Here is a 14,910-nt window from a genome sequence, read left to right as displayed (position 1 = left end):
GTATTTTTAACTGGCTCTAGTTCATAAATCACGGGATGACAGGAGTGGGAATGACATATCATTTCGCACTATTAATATATATTTCCCTTGCTTTTCTTAGAATTTTGTCTTCAAGTGTGATAGCAAGATTCGAAGTATTGTCATTCATTACCCATTGTTTATTTTTCAGCACTTCTTCAAATACTTTTACTTCAATTGCGTCAGGATGTATCACATCATCCTTAATAAATATGTTTATTTTAAAACGAAAATTGGGTGTAGCGGGAGGGCTATACCATTCTGTAATGATAACGCCGCCATTTGAGTCAGCTGATGCAAGAGGAATAAAACTTAGAGTGTTTATTGATGCTTGCCATAGATATTTATTAATTGAGCAACCAGCTGCTTTAGTAGATTCATTTTTAATTCTGCCTGGTCTAAAAACTAGCCCTTCTTCCCCAGCTATCGAACCTACTTCATCCCATTTCTGTTCTTGTTCACTTTTGGGATAATCGTCAGCCAAAATAATATTATTTCCTACACTGAATACGATAAAAATTGCTGCAAAAAATAGTTTTATATTTTTGTTCATAACTAGAACTCTATTTGTGATTATATATTGATTAAGATAATAGAGGAGCTTTATATGTTAGTCAAATTTTATATCCTCTCTTAGTGCTAGCATTTTTTCAGTTATAGTATTTTTAGCTTCAGAACTGCAACTTTTAATAGATCTAGCAGATACAAGCCGCAGAGTGACAACGAAGAATAGGTAATAAACATATGAAAAAAATAATCTACAGTAATCAAACTTTTGACAATATAGAAATAAAATCCTCAACTAATAGTGAAATAGTAATTAATGGCTATGCAAGTGTCTATAATATTGCCGATCATCACAATGACTTAATAGTTAAAGGGGCTTTTGCAAATGTCGCTCATCAAAATATAAAATTCCTTTGGCAGCATGATAGTAAAAAACCAATCGGAATTATTAGTCATCTTGTGGAAGATGATCACGGTTTAAAAATGGAAGCAGTGATAAATAATAAGGTTAAAGCTGGTCGTGAAGCAATAGATTTAATAAAGCAAGGGGCGATAGATGGTTTATCGATCGGCTTTTATATAAAAAATTCGGTTTTTAATGATGCAAAACAGAGAGTAATTACCGAAGCTGATTTGTTAGAAATAAGTATTGTTACTTTTCCTGCTAATCAAAGTGCTAAGATTTTATATATCACTAAAGGACAAGAGGTAGAGAGTAATACGGAGTATTCGAATCAAATCACTGAATTACAAGAAAAAGTCCATAATATCCAAAATATCTTAGAAAGACCAAATAATATAAATATCGAAGACCAAGAACAAAAAACAGCTTTTATTAATTATGTCCGTAAAGGTGAAGAAAATAGCTTTACTCAAAAATCATCTTTAAATAGCGGTGCTGAAGCAGGTGGGTTTTTAATATTACAAACCCTGTATAATAGTATCATTACAGAAGTAAATGCCAGATCGCCTATGAGGCAACTTGCTTCAATTGAAACAATTTCTACAAACGCTCTTGATATAATAAGCGAAGACGGCAAATTTAATAGTGGATGGATTGGTGAAGTAGAAGCAAGAGATGAAACAAATGCAGCAAAATTAAAGCAACAACGGATATTTGTTCATGAGTTATATGCTCAACCGAAAGCTAGCCAAGCTTTGCTCGATGATGCAACTATTAAAATAGAGACTTGGCTAAGTGAGAGATTACGTGATAGCTTTGTTAAAGCGGAAAATGAGGCATTTATAAATGGTGATGGGGTAAAAAAACCGAGGGGCATCTTGTCTCCTGATCATGATAAAATCGAAAAAGTTAAAATGGGTAATAAAATTACAACAGATAACTTATTAGATTTTATAAATTCTCTCAAAGAGGAATATTTAGCCAATGCAACGCTGTTAATGAACCGAGCAACTTTATCAGAAGTGCAGAAACTTAAAGATAATCAAGGGCGTTTTATCTGGCAGCAATCTCTTTCCGAGTCCTTTAAGCAAACTATATTCGGTATTCCCGTGGTTTGTAGCTCTAACATGAAACCAGTTGATAAAGATACAGCAGCTATTACAATAGGTGATTTTAAATCAGGTTACAAAATAGTAGATAGAAGCGGTATTAATATCATGCGTGATCCCTACACCGAAAAGCCTTTTGTCAAATTCTATGCAGTGAAGAGAGTTGGTGGGGATGTAGTGAATCCGGAGGCTATTAAGGTGGGAGTTTTTAGTTAAATACTTCGTCATTGCGAGGAGATTCGTAGAATCGACGCGGCAATCTCATGAAGTAGTATAAAACTCCTGAGATTGCGTACGTACAAAACTTACAGTTTTTCCTCGCAATGACGTTTAATGACAAAAAGGTTACATATGCCACAAAAAAACAATTTTCAGATTACTAAAATATTTCTGCAAGAAGTATGGGGTTTAGAGCAGGTCAAAAATTATATGCGGGTGGAAGCAAATTATGATGATGATTTGATATTAGGTTTGATTGACGCAGCAATAACAGCAGCTGAAAATTTTACTAAGCTGAATTTCATATCTAAACAAATAAAATTTGTTTGCAATATTTATGGCAAAAGAGAGTTTTTATTAAAATATAACCCTGTGCTTAGGATATTGAAAGTAACAAAAAAATTCAAAGATCAGGAAAATGAACTAACTCTCGATGATTATGTAATAGATCAGAATATTTTAGCTTTAACTAAATCCTTAAATAATGAAGAGCTTACAGTGGAGTATATAAGTGGTTACGATAAAGATAATATACCGCATGCCATAAAACACGGGATTATGCTGCATATAGCCGAGATGTATGACCGGCAAGCACAAAACTGTGTAGGTCTCTCTAAGGAGGTGAAAAACCTGTATTTACCTTACAGAAATATAAGAATGTGAAAGGTTAAAATATGCAAAAAACAGCTATAAGAAATTTTAGGCATCAGATTAAGTTTTTGGAAAATATTACGCTAGAGCCTATGGAAGAAGATAGATGGATAGAGAAGCTCACAATTTATGCCGAGATTATACCTTTATGTGATAATAAATTTTTAGCATTAGAGAATATAAGCTTTGGGCATGTCATAACGGAAGGATATTTTTTATTTAAAATAAGATTTATCAAAAATATTACGACCAAAATGCGTATTCTATTTAAAGAGCGAGAATTTGAGATTAAGCGAGTTATTAATGTTGAAGAAAAGAGCAAATTTTTAAATATTATAGCACTGGAAATATATGTATCATGATTTTATCTATAATTTTCAATTAAGTTTGTATAAATTACTTATAAACGATAATGATATAAAAACTAAAGTTAATAAGATATATTTTTCAATAGCTCAGGATGCAAAATATCCGTTTTTACTTATTAATATATTAAATGTTAATGATATATCAACTAAAGTACAAAATATAGTGCAGTTAGAGTTTGAAATATGTATTTTTACTAATGATAAGAATCGTAATATGGCATTAAAGCTTGCAAGTGAAATAGAGGATAAAATAAAGCATCATTCATTTGAAAATGTTGCGGGAATAAAAGCCAATAAAATCGAGTTCCAAGCTAGTAAAGATTTAGTGAGTAACAAATTAGTAATGAATTACCAGACATTATTAAAGCAAAGAATAGGAGTATGAAATGCATTTAATCGCAGGGCTAGATATAAGTAGCTTATTAAAATCAAGGAATAAATTTGAAGAATTCCGTAAACATCTAGAGACCGAACAGAATAAAGCCGGTAGCATTAAAGCCTTTGAATTTTGTTATGAATTAGCTTGGAAAACAATGAAACGCTTTTGTGAAAAATCCGGTAAAACCCCTTATATTTTAAAGGATGTATTTCGTGAAGCAGCGGTTAGTGGTTTGATTTCAGATCCAACAAGATGGTTTAAGTTTATAGAGATTCGTAATATTACAGTTCATACTTATAATGAAAAAAATTTAGAACTAGTAATTAACATTTTTGATGATTTTTCTGATGCTTTAAATGAGCTTATAAATAATTTGGAGAAATATAGTGGTTCAGATTAAAAAGCAAGATTTGTTAATATTACGTTCTATACTTAAGAAATATCCTTATAAATTTTATGCTTACGGCTCAAGAGTTAAGGGTAAGGCAAAAAAATTTTCCGATCTTGACCTTTGTATTATGGATAATATTAATTATGAAGTGTTGTTTGAAATTAAGGAAGCACTAGACGAGTCTGATGTGTCAATACATATAGATATAAAAAGATGGAATATAGATATGAACGAAGATTTTCGTTCTTTGATTAAAAATGATTTAGTGCTTTTTGAATAGTAATTTAGGTATTTTATGAATTTTCATGATATCCGTATGCCGGAATTTATCGAGAGCTTTGCGGTTGGAAAGCCTGAATTTGCTACCTCTCATGTTATGACTAAATCCGGTAGAGAAGCAAGGCATTTAGACCGCAAAAATGTTTGTCAGAAATATTTAATTAAAAACGCTAAACTAAGTGCAGCTGAATTTGAGCAATTTAATAGTTTCTTCAAAGCAAGGCGGGGTAGTAACTTTGCTTTTAGATTTAGAGACTATGCTGATTATAAAGTGACTGAAGGGATTATTGCCAAAGGGGGTGGTAACTTAAATAAATTTCAGCTAAAGAAAATATATGCTGATCCTATTTTGCCATATGAAAGAGTAATTACTAAGCCTGTTAATAACAGCGTTACATTATATATTAATAATATCAGAACTATGGGAGTAATAGATTATAATGACGGAGCTATAACTTTACCAAACCCTTTAAATCAGGATGAAATTTTAACAGCAGATTTTGTTTTCGATTTAGCAGTTAGATTTAGTGTAGATAGCTTTGAGTATTCTTATTGTAGTGATGGCTCTATAGAGTTATCAGATATAGAATTGATGGAAGTAATAGTATGAGTATTTTAATTAAAAAGATAATTACAAAGTTAGAAAATTTTGCTTATTGCTTTCAAATTAAGTTAGCAAATGGTAAGGAATTAAATCTAACGGGTAACGATCATATTATAAAAAATGAAGATATAATTTTTTTACCGAATTCCGGTTTAGATTTGAAAGAAGCAGAATTTAATGATTCCGCACAAAATCAAGTAATTATTGAGGGTATTTTTGAAGAAAAAGGCATCACGGCAGAAATGAATTTAAATAATGCTGCTGTTAAAATAATATTATATAATAATGGTGTTTTTGAGCATTTTATTACATATTATTGCACTTTATATACAAAATATGATTTGAACTTTAAAATGCATTTAAAGCCTGAAACAATAAAATATAACCAAACTATAATTAATAGATATAGTAAAACATACAGAGTGAGTTTTGGGGATAATAAATGCAAAATAGATAAAAACTTATATAGTGGAGTCTATAAGATTAAAGAAATTCTAAAAGAAAGTTTAAGAATAGAAAATTTAGATCAAGAAAATGGCTATTATAACGGTGGTCAAATTATATTTTGTGATAATAACTTTAGTAGTAAAGTTTTAAGTAGTTTCGGTGATTTAGTTATATTAGAAGATGTTATACCTGATTATGCTAAGGATGCTAGAGAAGTAAAAATTATATCAGGATGTGATAAAAATTTTATAACTTGTTGCAATAAATTTAATAATGCTATAAATTTTAGAGGCGAACCGCTAATACCTGACAAAGATTTTATAAATTCACATTTAATATAATAATGAAACAAAGCTTTATAAAAGTGATTTTTAATGAATTAAAAACTATATTCAAAACAAGCAACAATATAGAACAAAAGAAAGAAGTAGCATTGTTTGACTATTTTGAGATAGTAAGAGATAATTTAGCATATACGTTTCAAAAAATAATAAGAGAATATGAAAGAGACTAAAAGTTTTTTTACAAAAAATAATAGATTAAACAAGGGCTATGCTAAGAGTTTTCATTCTAATGAAATAGATAAAAATTTTTATCGTAAAAAGTTTGAGCATATATTGCTGCCAATTGATACAGTTACCGAATATGAAAATATTTATCCAGGTACTTTAGAAAAGTTAGTGAATATGGCACAAAAAGAGCAAGCTCATAAACATGAGATAGAATTACAAAATTTAAAAATAAAGGAAAAAGTTGCTAAATTAACTAGAATTTGTCTAACAATATTTGGTATTGTTGCTGTATTGGTATTCGGTATTTGTTTAATTATATCTTTCCCATTTTTTTAATAGAATATATAAAAATAAAGATAAAATATTTTATTTACTTGTAATTTAGAGTAAAATAAGTTAAATGCAATATGAAACAACATAAGACGGAGTAGTTTTATTTCTAAAAATAATTTTCCTAAAGCTAATAGAGAAATCAGAGCTAGAGAGGTTCGTTTAGTAGGCGAAAATGGTGAGATGCATGGCATCGTAAATATTAGGCAAGCACTTGATATGGCTGAAAGAGTCGGTCTTGATTTGGTTGAGATATCGCCTAATGCTGAGCCTCCTGTATGTAAAATTTTAGATTTCGGTAAATTTAAGTACGAAAGCAAAAAGCGTTTGCATGAAGCACGTAAAAAGCAAAAAATAGTCGTACTTAAAGAAATGAAATTCAAACCTAATATTAGTATAGGTGACTTTGAAACTAAACTAAGGAAAATAAAAGAATTTCTAAAAGATGGTGATAAAGTAAAAATCTCTTTATGGTTTAAAGGTAGAGAAATTCTTCATAAGGATGTTGGTGAGGAATTATTTAAACGTATAGAAGTAGGATTAGAGGGACTTGCTAAGATCGATCAGCAAGCTAAAATGGCAGGCAAACAAATGATAATGATAGTTAGCCCTGACAATAAGTGTGTAATGTAATACGTCATTGCGAGGAGGTTATTTTAATAACCGACGCGGCAATCTTATTAAGCCTCCTGAGATTGCCTTCGCCCTCTGCTACGCATCTCCTCGCAATGACGATGTTGATTTACTATAAACCAAAAATACTAATAAAAAATCAAAACTATAACAAATTATGCCAATCAAAATTTTAATGCCTGCTTTATCTCCAACTATGACGGAAGGGAATTTAGCAAGGTGGTTAAAAAAAGAAGGGGATAAAATCAATCCCGGAGAAGTAATCGCTGAAATCGAAACCGATAAAGCAACTATGGAAGTAGAGGCAGTAGATGAGGGTACTCTTGCTAAAATAATTATTCCTCAAGGTAGTCAGAACGTGCCTGTGAATTCGTTAATAGCGGTATTAATCGAAGAGGGGGAAGAATCATCCGAAATTGAAGAATTTATAGCGAAAAACAACAGTAACTCACCTAAAAAAGAAGAAATATCGAAACCTGCTGAAACTATAGCTCCTCAGAACGTTAAGGAAGAAAATATCGCAACCGCTTCAAATCAAAACAATATTAAGGTATTTGCTTCACCGCTTGCTAAAAGACTTGCAAAAATCCAAAATGTGAAACTTGAAGAAATTAAAGGTAGTGGACCGCATTGCAGAATAATCAAACAAGATGTATTATCGCATAAAGGCGGCTCAAAAACCTTAAATAATAAAATAGTTAGTAGAAATCCTGAAGAATATCGTTTAGCACCTAATAACAATATACGTAAAATTATAGCTAAGCGTCTTCTTGAATCAAAACAAACAGTTCCACATTTTTATTTATCAATAGAATTTAATGTTGATAAGTTACTAGATATAAGAGAAGATATTAATAAGTCTTTTGGTGATGATAAATCAGCAAAAATATCAGTTAATGACTTTATTATCCTAGCTGTTGCTAAAGCTTTGCAAGAAGTGCCGAACGCTAATGCATCGTGGGGGGATGATGCTATTAGATACTACAATAATGTTGATATTTCAGTAGCGGTAGCAATTGAAAATGGACTTGTTACTCCGATAATTAGAAATGCTAACCAGAAAAATATTGTAGAGCTGTCTAGTGAAATGAAAGGGTTAATCAAGAAAGCTAGAGAAAATAAACTAACTCCCGAAGAATTCCAAGGCGGAGGGTTTACTATTTCAAATCTTGGTATGTATGGTATTAAAAATTTCAATGCTATAATTAACCCGCCGCAAAGTTGTATAATGGGCGTTGGCAGTAGCTCAAAACGTGCTATAGTCAAAAATGATCAAATAAGTATATCAACAATTATGGACGTAACTCTTTCTGCTGACCACAGAGTAGTAGATGGAGCAGTTGGAGCAGAATTTTTAGCTGCGTTTAAGAGGTTTATAGAAAGCCCTGCCCTATTATTGTTGTAATCTCATTCACCGTCATTGCGAGAAGAAACTGAAAGTTTCGACGAAGCAATCTCAGAAGTCCTAATATTGTTTCATGAGATTGCCGCACTCCCTGCGGTCGTTCGCAATGACGATACCTCACCACAAATAAATCACGAATAAAATAATATGAACATTTCAAGCTTTTCGGACAATCTGACAAAAATTTTAGGTAAATATGAGGATTTAAGTGAAAAACTATCCTCAGGAATAGGAGGAGAGGAGTTTGTTAAAGCTTCCAAGGAATATGCTGACCTTGAAGATATTGTCCAAAAAATTAAAGAATATAACAAAGCTAAAGCTGAACTTGAAGAAGCAAATAATTTTAAGCAAGATCCTAGTTTAGATAAGGCAACTCTAGAAATGATTGAGGAAGAAATACGCAATCTTGAAGATTCGTTGCCAACTCTTGAGCGTTCCGTAAAAATAGCATTACTGCCAAAAGATGAAGCGGATAGTAAAAGTGCTATTATTGAAATTAGAGCAGGCACAGGCGGTGAAGAGGCAGCACTTTTTGCTGCTAAGCTGTTTAATATGTATCAAAGATATGCTGAATTAAAGGGCTGGCGTTTTGAGATATTATCTATTGATGAGACAGGCATAGGGGGATACAAAGAAGTTTCAGCATCTATAAAAGGTAAAGATGTATTCTCTAAGCTCAAATTTGAATCAGGAGTCCATAGAGTGCAGCGTGTTCCGGAAACTGAATCGCAGGGGCGTATTCATACCTCAGCCGCTACTGTTGCTGTACTTCCTGAAGTAGAAGATGTTGATATTAAACTTGAGGAAAAAGATTTAAGAATTGATACTTATAGAGCTTCAGGAGCAGGAGGGCAGCACGTTAATACAACTGATTCTGCTGTCCGAATAACACATATACCTACCGGTATTACTGTAGCACTACAAGATGAAAAATCCCAACATAAAAACAAAGCTAAAGCATTAAAGATCTTACGTGCTAGAATATATGAAGAAGAACGTAGGAAAAAAGATCAAGAAAGAGCCAATAATAGACGTGAGCAAATAGGCTCTGGGGATCGTTCGGAGCGTATACGTACTTATAATTTTCCACAAGGACGTGTATCGGATCATCGAATAAATCTTACTCTTTATAAAATAGATGAGGTAATTAACGGACAGTTAGATGAATTTATTGAGGCTTTAATTGCAAATGATGAGGCTAAGAAGCTTTCAGATATATAAAGGGTTCATATGGGTAAACGTAAACTATTGAAAGAATCTCAGAATAAAACAAGCAAAGAGTTAGCAAAAGAAAGATTAGAAATTAGAAGATTACAGTTTAAAGCAGAAAAACTTGGTTTTAAAAATTCTGATAATAAAGAAGAACTTTTATCAGCCTATGCGGGTTATAGAGAAGAGAAATCAGCAAAGAAAGCTGGATTTATTGATAAAGATGGTAAAGGAGATATTAATGCTTATAAGAAGCACTTAAGAGAACAAAAAATAAAAAATGATAATTGTCTAAATATAAACTATTTAGACATGGAAGAGGAAAGCCATTTAATTTTAGCTGGAATGAGTCAAGAATTTAGTTCTAAAATTATATGAAAAATAGAACAAATCTATAAGAGGTGAAGTATGGATAAAGATGAAAATGATATAACGATATATACATATGATCCTCAAGGTAGAATGTCTAGCGTGTCAATTGGAAATGTAAGAATAGAAAAAGCTGATTCTAATAACAGTTTAAATAGTAATGAATTAAACTTGTTAAATAAAAAAGATAAGTATAATGATGAAGATTTAGAAATAATTAGTATCACTGCTGATACAGACTCATTAAAAGAGCACAAGGATAGTGATAATAATAGTCAAACAAAAATTTTAGATTCAGAAAAGGAAAGTGATTGTGGTACGTTTGATTGTATGGGTAAAAATGATGATTTTTGTTGTATAATTACCTAACATCATATGAAAACGTTTAAACAATTTAGGTAATTAATGAAATCGCAAGCATCTATAAATGGTAAAATATGGCAGCGTAGAAGCGTTAACGAGGAGATAGTCATAGAATTATGCCGTAGTTTTAAAATCAGTGATTTGCTTGCTAGAATGATATCTTTAAGGATTGATGATATAGCTAAGGCAGAAGATTTTTTAATGCCAAAAATCAAGAATTTGCTTCCTGATCCTTTCCATCTACTTGATATGCAAAAGGCAGTAGATAGAGCTATTAAAGCTATCTTAAATAAGCAAAAAATATGTATATTTGCCGATTATGACGTCGATGGTGCTACTTCGTCAGCATTACTTAAAAATGTTTTCAAAGATTTAAATATTGTTTGTGATATTTATGTCCCTGATCGTATAGCTGAAGGGTACGGTCCTACTCCTTCTGCTATGCAAAAAATTAAAGATAACGGCACTGAATTATTAATAACAGTTGATTGTGGTGCGATGGCTCATGAAGCCTTGAAATACGCAAAGGATGCAGGGCTTGACGTAATCGTTATTGATCATCATATAGCTACTGAAATATTACCTGAAGCGGTAGCTATAGTGAATCCGAATCGTGTTGATGAGACAAGTGAATGTAAACATCTTGCAGCTGTAGGGGTTGCTTTTTTATTTGCAACTGGGATATTATCAGATTTAAAGAAGCAAAATTATTTTGAGAAAACTCTTCCGCCTAATTTGATGAAATATTTGGATTTGGTGGCTCTTGGTACTGTGTGCGATATGGTAAAGCTTATTGGGTTAAACCGTGCTTTTGTATCGAGCGGCTTAAAAATAATGCATCAAAGGCAAAATATCGGCATTAAAACGTTATATGATATGGCAGGGCTTAATGAAATCCCAAAATGTTATCATTTAGGTTTTATTTTAGGCCCGCGTATTAATGCTGGCGGTAGAGTAGGAAAATCAAGTTTAGGTGCTAATCTATTATCTACCAATTGCTCTAATGAAGCTCTTAAATTAGCTGAGGAGCTTGAGAAGCATAATAATGAACGTAAAGTCATTGAAATGCTGATGATAGAAGAAGCAATGGAAATGGCTAAGACACAGCAAGATAATAGTTTATTATTTATTGTTAAAGAAGGATGGCATCCCGGTGTTATAGGTATTGTTGCAGGAAGACTTAAAGAGAAGTTTGATAAGCCGGTAGCAGTTATAGCCCTAAATGACGGAATTGGTAAAGCATCATGTCGCTCTATTTTAGGTATTGATTTTGGTGCTGAGATTATTAATGCTAAAGTCAAAAATTTACTAATTACAGGCGGAGGACACGCCATGGCAGCAGGTTTTACAGTAGTTGCCGAAAAAATACAAGAATTACAAGAATTTTTAAATAACGCTTTTAGAATTAGTCTAAATAGACTAGAAAATTATAAGCAAGCAGAATATGATCTTGATTTAAGTCTTAGTAGCGTCCACTTACCTTTAATGGAGGAATTAAGTACTTTGGAGCCTTTTGGTCAAGGTAATTATGAACCTATATTTAAATTTGATAATTTATTTGTATTAAAAGCGGATATAGTGGGAAGTAAGCATATTAGATGCTTGTTTGCTCCGAATAAAAAAAGTTCCAGTAGTAAAGCATTACAAGCTATTGCTTTTAATTCGTTAGGTACTTCATTTGAAGAGGTATTACTTAGTCCTAAAGCACATAATATTTCAGTATTAGGAACATTAAAGACAAATAATTGGCAAAATAATTACACTATTCAGTTAATTATAAAAGATGTAATAATAACTTAAAAATGATGTTTATGAGCAATTTTAAAAAAATAAAAGATGCTTCTACAAAAATTTCAAAAGATTTAGCCAAAGTCGAAGAGCATTATCAAAACTATCCCCATCCATTTAGAGATCCAAATCAAGAAAAAGAACGTTTACTTAATGTTTGCGGTGAGTTTTTAGGAGAGTTAAATCATTTTTTATATAAAGGTAAAGAAAATTTTGATAATGATTTTAGATGTCTAATAGCTGGTGGCGGTACAGGTGATTCGGCTATTTATCTTGCAGATCAGCTGAAAAATAAAAATGCCGAGATAATATATTTGGATTTAAACAAGTCTAGTATGGAAGTAGCACAAAAACGTGCTGAAATACGTGGTCTTAAAAACATCAAATGGGTTAACGATTCTATATTAAATATACCTAATCTAAAACTTGGAAAATTTGATTACATAAATTGTACCGATGCACTTAATCATTTAGCAAATCCCGATATGGGATTAAAAAATCTAAAGGATTCTTTAAAGCCAGAAGGTGGTATGGGTTTGATGGTATACGCAAAATATGGTCGTACCGGTGTTTATCAGATTCAAGATTTAATGAATATGGTGAATAAAGATGCTAAAAACCGTGTCGAAGAGGTGATAAACGGAAAATTAATTTTAGATAATTTGCCTGCTACCAATTGGCATAAAAGAGGTTGGGAATTATTTTCAAATTATAAAAATTTGAGTGAAGCTGAAGTTTATGACATGTTTTTGCATAAACGAGATAAAGCCTATTCTATTCCTGAGTTATATAAACTTGTAGAAAATGCCAGTTTAAATTTTGTTGATTATCTTGATCCGATTGAGAAAGTTTTATTAAAACCAGAAAATTATATAAAAGATTCATCCCTTTTGCAAAAAATTAAGAAAATGGATAAAGTAGCTCAAGAAGCAATTTGTGAAATACTTACTGGTAATATTACTAAACACTCTTTTTATATATCAAATCAAAAAGATAGTGTAGCATCACTTGATGATCTTGATAATGTGCCTTATTTCTATAATATTACTAATTTTGCTAAACAAATTTATGAGTATCTAGAATCTAATGCTTCAACAATAAGTAATGTTATTAATTTTACTATTAATAATGGCGTATTAAATAATGTTAATATCTCAATGTCGATATTAGCTAATACTAAATACATATTTAAATATATGGCAGAGGAAAGAAGCTTAGGAGAGATATTTGATATAGTGCGTAAAGAATTAAATAAAGATATAAGCAATAAAGCATTATTAAACGAAGTCAAAAATGTATTTGCCCCGTTACTTAGTACAAATATTTTGTTATTAAAGTCAAAAAGTTTATAAAGAGTATTGTTGACATTTCTGAAATCTTAATTATCTTTAAGTAAATAATTTTGGAGTAAAAAAATGGTAAGAGAAATTACTATAGGGGGACAAGAACCCGAAAAACAAAATAAAGAAGAAATAAAATTTAATGATATCGGGATAAAATTAACAGAAGTTAATAATAATTTTGATAAAATAATAGAGAGTTTAAAAAAAGCAATAAGTAAAGATCCAACAAACAAAGCTCTTTTAAATGCTATGAAAGATTTTAATATTATTAGTGAAGAATTCAAAAATCATACTGAAAATGTCAAAAATAATATTGATGAAATTATCTCGTCACCTATAAAAAATTTAGCTGAACATTTAGAAAAAAATACTCCGCTTGGTAAGTTACAAAAGTTTGTAACTGATCAAGCAGAAAAAGCACAAGAAAAATTGCATGGTTTTGTAGGTGAAAATAAGATTTTGAAAGCTGCATGGGGAGTTGTACTTGCTGGATGTGAAGTAATAAAAGTTACTGTTAGTGCAGCTGTAAATTCTGCTATAGCCAATGGTAAGCTTGCTACAAGTGTAAAGGATTTTGGGGCAGCAGTTAGTGATTCATTACAAAAAAGCCCAGCAACTGGTAGAGTACGTTAATTTATTGTAAATTGTGATTTATTCTATAGTACCGGACAGTTTTAAAAAAGTCTCGTCATTGCGAGGAAATTATCAAATAATTGACGAAGCAATCTAGTTAAAAAATACTAATTTTATTAGTATTTTTTATTATTTTCTGGATCTAGTTCCCAAGCCACGGCATGACAGAAATGGAGCTGATCCAAGCAAGCAGCTCTTAAGCAGTAGTAGCAACAAGTATATATTCTACAAAAACTTGTCTTATCTCAGGCTGTCTGTGATTATGGAATAAATATCTATTAAAGAAGTAACTTGTTAAGCTTAAAGCTTGCCTTTTTTCTTCTAAGGTAATTTTGTCATTACCAGATAGCAGAAATTTTGGCAAAGGTAATAATTTATCTTTATAAGGTGTTCCTACCTCATATGATACAGCTCTGCCTGATTTAGGTGATAGATAAGCTAAATCTTGTGTAGTATTGCTAACACCGCATTTAGTAAAGTCAAGTTCATAGCCCATTTCAGCAAGCAGTGCTAGCTCAAAATTAATATAATCATGAAAACAAAAATTTTTTGCTAGATTATCCAGATAGTTTATTAGCAATGAGAAAAAATTATAATGCTCTTCTCTTTCGTGAAATAACTCTTTGATTAAAGATATGACGGAATTAAAAGCATATAGCTTAGCTTTATTTATAATAAAATGACCGGTATAAGATTTGACAAGCTCGCATTTGGCAATTCCGATATGTTCATGAAGTCTTGCTTGCCATAAAAAATCTACTACATTACCTTCTTGATATATAAACTTGCTTTTTTTCGAAGATTCTTTTGCAACACCTGAATATAAACCATGATTTTTGGTAAAAACTGTAATAATAAACGTATTTTCCTTTAACGGTTTTTTAGCAATTATTACTCCTATATCTTTTATGTTCATGGTTTTTTTATTACTTAATGTCACCCCGTGGCTT

Annotated in this window: 20 protein-coding genes; 18 read left to right on the top strand and 2 right to left on the bottom strand. The window is 31.2% G+C overall.

Features of this window, described 5'->3' with window-relative positions:
- Window positions 1-58 precede the first annotated feature (58 nt).
- Window positions 59-571, bottom strand: coding sequence for a DUF3576 domain-containing protein (locus AAHF54_RS01520; RefSeq protein WP_341788856.1), 513 nt, complete (start codon window positions 569-571; stop codon window positions 59-61).
- A gap of 191 nt (window positions 572-762) precedes the next feature.
- Here AAHF54_RS01520 and AAHF54_RS01515 point away from each other — a divergent pair, with 191 nt between their 5' ends.
- From AAHF54_RS01515 to AAHF54_RS01430, 18 genes are all read left to right on the top strand, one after another.
- Window positions 763-2,253: a phage major capsid protein gene (locus AAHF54_RS01515; RefSeq protein ID WP_342170097.1), complete on the top strand. Its 1,491-nt coding sequence runs from the start codon at window positions 763-765 to the stop codon at window positions 2,251-2,253.
- 135 nt (window positions 2,254-2,388) lie between these two features.
- Window positions 2,389-2,919 carry a head-tail connector protein gene (locus AAHF54_RS01510; RefSeq protein ID WP_341788854.1) on the top strand — a complete coding sequence of 177 codons (531 nt, stop codon included), beginning with the start codon at window positions 2,389-2,391 and terminating at the stop codon, window positions 2,917-2,919.
- Between the two features lie 11 nt (window positions 2,920-2,930).
- The gene (locus AAHF54_RS01505) at window positions 2,931-3,269 is read left to right on the top strand and encodes a phage head closure protein (protein ID WP_342170096.1); all 339 of its coding nucleotides are present in this window, start codon (window positions 2,931-2,933) and stop codon (window positions 3,267-3,269) included.
- Window positions 3,259-3,660 carry a hypothetical protein gene (locus AAHF54_RS01500; protein ID WP_341788852.1) on the top strand — a complete coding sequence of 134 codons (402 nt, stop codon included), beginning with the start codon at window positions 3,259-3,261 and terminating at the stop codon, window positions 3,658-3,660. The genes AAHF54_RS01505 and AAHF54_RS01500 overlap by 11 nt, the downstream gene beginning before the upstream one ends.
- 1 nt (window position 3,661) lies before the next feature.
- Window positions 3,662-4,054, top strand: coding sequence for an HI0074 family nucleotidyltransferase substrate-binding subunit (locus AAHF54_RS01495; protein WP_341788851.1), 393 nt, complete (start codon window positions 3,662-3,664; stop codon window positions 4,052-4,054).
- On the top strand, window positions 4,041-4,325 hold the full coding sequence (locus tag AAHF54_RS01490) for a nucleotidyltransferase domain-containing protein (protein ID WP_341788850.1): 285 nt from the start codon (window positions 4,041-4,043) through the stop codon (window positions 4,323-4,325). The genes AAHF54_RS01495 and AAHF54_RS01490 overlap by 14 nt, the downstream gene beginning before the upstream one ends.
- 15 nt (window positions 4,326-4,340) lie before the next feature.
- Window positions 4,341-4,934, top strand: a complete 594-nt coding sequence (locus AAHF54_RS01485; protein ID WP_341788849.1) for a TIGR02217 family protein — start codon at window positions 4,341-4,343, stop codon at window positions 4,932-4,934.
- Window positions 4,931-5,716: a DUF2163 domain-containing protein gene (locus AAHF54_RS01480; RefSeq protein ID WP_341788848.1), complete on the top strand. Its 786-nt coding sequence runs from the start codon at window positions 4,931-4,933 to the stop codon at window positions 5,714-5,716. The genes AAHF54_RS01485 and AAHF54_RS01480 overlap by 4 nt, the downstream gene beginning before the upstream one ends.
- 2 nt (window positions 5,717-5,718) lie before the next feature.
- Complete coding sequence (locus tag AAHF54_RS01475) at window positions 5,719-5,889, top strand: hypothetical protein (RefSeq protein ID WP_341788847.1); 171 nt, start codon at window positions 5,719-5,721, stop codon at window positions 5,887-5,889.
- Window positions 5,876-6,223 (top strand): DUF2335 domain-containing protein, encoded by a 348-nt coding sequence (locus AAHF54_RS01470; RefSeq protein WP_341788846.1) that lies wholly within the window; start codon window positions 5,876-5,878, stop codon window positions 6,221-6,223. The genes AAHF54_RS01475 and AAHF54_RS01470 overlap by 14 nt, the downstream gene beginning before the upstream one ends.
- An 81-nt stretch (window positions 6,224-6,304) precedes the next feature.
- Complete coding sequence (gene infC / locus AAHF54_RS01465) at window positions 6,305-6,850, top strand: translation initiation factor IF-3 (protein WP_341789263.1); 546 nt, start codon at window positions 6,305-6,307, stop codon at window positions 6,848-6,850.
- Between the two features lie 157 nt (window positions 6,851-7,007).
- Window positions 7,008-8,255 carry a pyruvate dehydrogenase complex dihydrolipoamide acetyltransferase gene (locus tag AAHF54_RS01460; protein WP_342170094.1) on the top strand — a complete coding sequence of 416 codons (1,248 nt, stop codon included), beginning with the start codon at window positions 7,008-7,010 and terminating at the stop codon, window positions 8,253-8,255.
- Between the two features lie 147 nt (window positions 8,256-8,402).
- Complete coding sequence (prfA, locus tag AAHF54_RS01455) at window positions 8,403-9,476, top strand: peptide chain release factor 1 (RefSeq protein WP_341788844.1); 1,074 nt, start codon at window positions 8,403-8,405, stop codon at window positions 9,474-9,476.
- 9 nt (window positions 9,477-9,485) lie between these two features.
- A complete protein-coding gene (locus AAHF54_RS01450; protein WP_341788843.1) occupies window positions 9,486-9,842 on the top strand; it encodes a hypothetical protein in 357 nt (118 codons plus the stop codon).
- A 30-nt stretch (window positions 9,843-9,872) separates the two neighbouring features.
- Window positions 9,873-10,202, top strand: a complete 330-nt coding sequence (locus tag AAHF54_RS01445; protein WP_341788842.1) for a hypothetical protein — start codon at window positions 9,873-9,875, stop codon at window positions 10,200-10,202.
- A 36-nt stretch (window positions 10,203-10,238) separates the two neighbouring features.
- Window positions 10,239-11,996 (top strand): single-stranded-DNA-specific exonuclease RecJ, encoded by a 1,758-nt coding sequence (gene recJ / locus AAHF54_RS01440; protein WP_342170093.1) that lies wholly within the window; start codon window positions 10,239-10,241, stop codon window positions 11,994-11,996.
- Window positions 11,997-12,007: 11 nt separating this feature from the next.
- Window positions 12,008-13,336: a class I SAM-dependent methyltransferase gene (locus AAHF54_RS01435; RefSeq protein ID WP_341789262.1), complete on the top strand. Its 1,329-nt coding sequence runs from the start codon at window positions 12,008-12,010 to the stop codon at window positions 13,334-13,336.
- Window positions 13,337-13,399: 63 nt separating this feature from the next.
- On the top strand, window positions 13,400-13,960 hold the full coding sequence (locus AAHF54_RS01430) for a hypothetical protein (RefSeq protein ID WP_341788840.1): 561 nt from the start codon (window positions 13,400-13,402) through the stop codon (window positions 13,958-13,960).
- A gap of 196 nt (window positions 13,961-14,156) precedes the next feature.
- On the opposite strand, the gene recO is transcribed toward AAHF54_RS01430, so the two are convergent.
- Window positions 14,157-14,876, bottom strand: coding sequence for a DNA repair protein RecO (gene recO / locus AAHF54_RS01425; protein WP_341794842.1), 720 nt, complete (start codon window positions 14,874-14,876; stop codon window positions 14,157-14,159).
- Window positions 14,877-14,910 lie beyond the last annotated feature (34 nt).

The sequence above is a fragment of the Rickettsia endosymbiont of Seladonia tumulorum genome, from assembly GCF_964030815.1.
Taxonomy (GTDB): domain Bacteria; phylum Pseudomonadota; class Alphaproteobacteria; order Rickettsiales; family Rickettsiaceae; genus Rickettsia.
Note: the sequence above shows the minus strand (reverse complement) of the source record. Positions and strands in the feature narration are given on the sequence as shown.